Origin of the sequence: Photobacterium frigidiphilum (assembly GCF_003025615.1) — a bacterium.
Lineage (GTDB): Bacteria > Pseudomonadota > Gammaproteobacteria > Enterobacterales > Vibrionaceae > Photobacterium > Photobacterium frigidiphilum.
The window spans coordinates 1-3354 of sequence record NZ_PYMJ01000086.1 but is presented as its reverse complement, the minus strand read 5'-3'; the positions used below and the strand labels follow the sequence as shown (position 1 = coordinate 3354).

The 3354-nt window shown below is 44.5% G+C and carries 4 protein-coding genes; all 4 read left to right on the top strand.

The annotated features are described in order from the left end of the window. Positions 1-170 (top strand): fumarate reductase subunit FrdD (gene frdD / locus C9J12_RS29665; RefSeq protein ID WP_322348893.1); only part of this gene is annotated, 170 nt, incomplete at its 5' end. A gap of 79 nt (positions 171-249) precedes the next feature. Continuing rightward, positions 250-1572, top strand: a complete 1323-nt coding sequence (locus tag C9J12_RS29660; RefSeq protein ID WP_107247018.1) for an anaerobic C4-dicarboxylate transporter — start codon at positions 250-252, stop codon at positions 1570-1572. Between the two features lie 115 nt (positions 1573-1687). Further along, on the top strand, positions 1688-3196 hold the full coding sequence (locus C9J12_RS29655) for a fumarate hydratase (protein WP_107247016.1): 1509 nt from the start codon (positions 1688-1690) through the stop codon (positions 3194-3196). 32 nt (positions 3197-3228) lie between these two features. After that, positions 3229-3354 (top strand): hypothetical protein (locus C9J12_RS29650; RefSeq protein ID WP_146150139.1); only part of this gene is annotated, 126 nt, incomplete at its 3' end.

Sequence of the window (3354 nt, the reverse complement as noted above, 5' to 3'; positions counted from 1 at the left end):
CTCTATTTACTATCGCGACACTAGCACTACCAATGTGGCATGCAATGCACCGCCTACATCATGGTATGCACGATCTTAAATTCCACACTGGTGTGGTTGGTAAGATCGCTTGTTACGCGACAGCGTTTCTAGTATCTGCTTTAGCCATTATCTTTGTATTCATGATCTAGTTATTAACATGGTTACCTGTTTAAAGGTATTCCAGTCGTTTTGTTAAACGGCGAAATGCTTTCTATTTAAGGATAAATAATGTTTTATGTTCATATGATGCTACTGCTTGCCGTAATATTTATTGGCATCCGCCACGGAGGCATTGCTTTTGGTCTCCTCGGAGGGTTGGGGGTATCGGTTTTAGCGTTTGTTTTTGGTGTTGCTCCTGGTACACCACCCATTGGTGTGATGTTGATTATTTTGGCTGTAGTCTCAGCTTCCGCAACTTTAGAAGCTACGGGAGGATTAAAACTCTTAGTCAAATATGCAGAAAAAATGCTGCGTAAGCACCCTAATAAAATTGTTTTTCTTGGCCCGCTTAGCACTTATTCATTAACAGTTCTTGTTGGTACTGGCCACTCTGTTTATCCTCTTCTTCCTGTTATTTACGATGTGGCCTACAAAAAAGGGATTCGTCCAGAACGCCCAATGGCGATGGCATCGGTAGCATCACAAATGGGAATTACAGCCAGTCCAATTGCAGCAGCCGCAGCAGTTGTTATGGCCACCGCCGTTGATAATAACCTTGATATAGGTTTGCTCAATGTACTTATGGTGACGATCCCTGCAACGTTGACTGGTCTGCTAGTTGCCTGTACATGGAGCCTTCATCGAGGAAAAGACCTCGACAAAGATCTCGAGTTCAAAGAGCGCTGTCAAGACGAAGAATTCCGAAAAGGGTTAATCGATAATGATGCGGAGGCTGAAGACGGTTCAACCGAAGATAAGAAGGCGAAAACAGGATTAACCGTATTCGTACTGGGTATTGTTTCGGTTATTTTTGTCGCGATGTTTGGTAAAGATCTCGGCTTGCTTCCTGACGGCGTTAAAATGTCTGTAGCCATACAGTTCTTAATGCTGTCGGTTGGCGCCATCATTTTGTTAACCACTAAAGTTCAACCCAAGAAAATTGTAACTAGTCACGTATTTATTGCCGGTATGACTGCCGTTATTATTATCTTTGGTATTGCTTGGATGAGTGACACGATTATTAGCTTTCATAAGCCGTACTTAATAGAGATGGTGCGTGACATTGTTAACCTTCACCCATGGACATTCGCCATAGCAATGTTTGTGGTTTCTATTTTCTTGAAGAGTCAAGCTGCAGTATTAACCATCATGTTGCCTCTGGGCTTTTCTCTTGGGATACCATCTGAAGTCATTATCGGTGTATTGCCAGCGTGTTACGCCTATTTCTTCTTCCCATTCTACCCCAGTGATCTGGCTGCTATTACCTTTGACCGTTCGGGCACAACGAGAATTGGTAAGTATATTTTAAATCACAGCTTTATTATTCCAGGCTTTATCGGGGTATCGACTGCTACGATCGTCGGCTACTTTCTGTCAATGGCGATTAATTAATCGTGGGCAACTCGCATAGATTTTTCTTTAGCAAGAATAAATGATGTTAACCACCCCCGATTCTGGAATCCATAAATCGGGGGTCATCGAACGATAATGATTAACGAGGGCGATAATGACTGTTATCACTAAACAAGATGTGATTAGTAGCGTGGCGGATGCGCTGCAGTACATCTCATATTACCACCCGTTGGATTTTGTTCAGGCTTTGGAAAAAGCCTATAAAAAAGAACAGAGCCAAGCGGCGAAAGATGCGATTTCACAAATTTTGATCAATTCGCGAATGTCAGCAGAGGGCCGAAGACCTATTTGTCAGGATACCGGTATCGTGACCTGCTTTGTAAAAATAGGAATGAATGTACAGTGGGACAGCGATCTTACCGTTCAACAAATGGTTGATGAAGGTGTTCGCCAGGCCTATACAAATCCAGATAATCCCCTACGAGCGTCTGTTGTTGCGGATCCTGCTGGTGCACGTAAGAACACGAAGGATAATGCACCTGCGGTAGTCCATATCGAGATGGTACAGGGAGATAAAGTTGATATTCAGATTGCGGCTAAGGGGGGAGGTTCTGAAAACAAAACCAAAATGGTGATGTTGAACCCGTCTGATGATGTCGCTGAGTGGGTAGAAAAAACGGTTCCGCTAATGGGTGCTGGTTGGTGTCCACCGGGTATGTTAGGTATCGGTATCGGTGGTACGGCCGAAAAAGCGGCTGTATTAGCGAAAGAATCATTGATGGAATCCATTAATATTCATGAACTTCAAGAGCGTGGTGCGCAAAATTCAGAAGAAGAATTGCGTTTAGATATTTATAATCGAGTAAATAGACTCGGTATTGGTGCTCAGGGGCTTGGTGGCTTGACAACGGTTGTTGATGTCAAGATCAAGACAGCACCGACGCATGCCGCATCTAAACCTGTTTGTATGATTCCGAACTGTGCAGCTACACGTCATGTTCACTTTACATTAGATGGTACGGGCCCTGCTGAATTAACGCCTCCTAAGCTGGAAGATTGGCCGGAAGTGACGTGGAAAGTGGATGATAACGTTCGCCGTGTCAACGTGGATGAAATCACGAAGGATGATGTTCAGGAATGGAAGTCCGGTGAGACCGTCTTACTGTCTGGTAAAATCTTAACGGGTCGTGATGCGGCGCACAAACGTATTCAAGATATGCTGGCGAGAGGGGAAGATTTCCCTGTTGATTTCAATAACCGCTTTATCTATTACGTCGGCCCTGTCGATGCTGTTGGTGATGAAGTGGTCGGGCCTGCCGGTCCGACAACGTCAACGCGTATGGATAAATTTACCGAGATGATGCTTGGCCAAGCGGGCCTTACCGGCATGATTGGTAAAGCTGAACGAGGTCCAATGGCGATAGAATCGATCAAAGATCACAAAGCGGTATATTTGATGGCCGTTGGCGGTGCAGCCTATCTTGTTGCAAAGGCTATCAAGCAAGCACGCGTGGTTGCGTTTGAAGACTTGGGTATGGAAGCAATCTATGAGTTCGAGGTCGAAGATATGCCTGTGACGGTAGCGGTAGACGCTGAAGGTGTTAATGCACATCAGACCGGACCAGACACTTGGAAAATCAGAATTGCCGAAATGGAAGCATAAATCTTATCGGGTTTAATGTGGTGCAAGTACTTATGATTACAATAAAAAAAGGGTTAGACATCCCAATCTCAGGGACTCCTACCCAGGTGATAAATGATGGTAATACCATCACAAGAGTTGCCTTACTTGGCGAAGAATATGTTGGTATGCGTCCTACA

What these genes read in the sequence shown, in the direction of transcription:
- C9J12_RS29660 (WP_107247018.1), top strand. Translation starts at nt 250, where the DNA reads ATGTTTTATGTTCATATGATGCTACTGCTTGCCGTAATATTTATTGGC.
- C9J12_RS29655 (WP_107247016.1), top strand. Translation starts at nt 1,688, where the DNA reads ATGACTGTTATCACTAAACAAGATGTGATTAGTAGCGTGGCGGATGCG.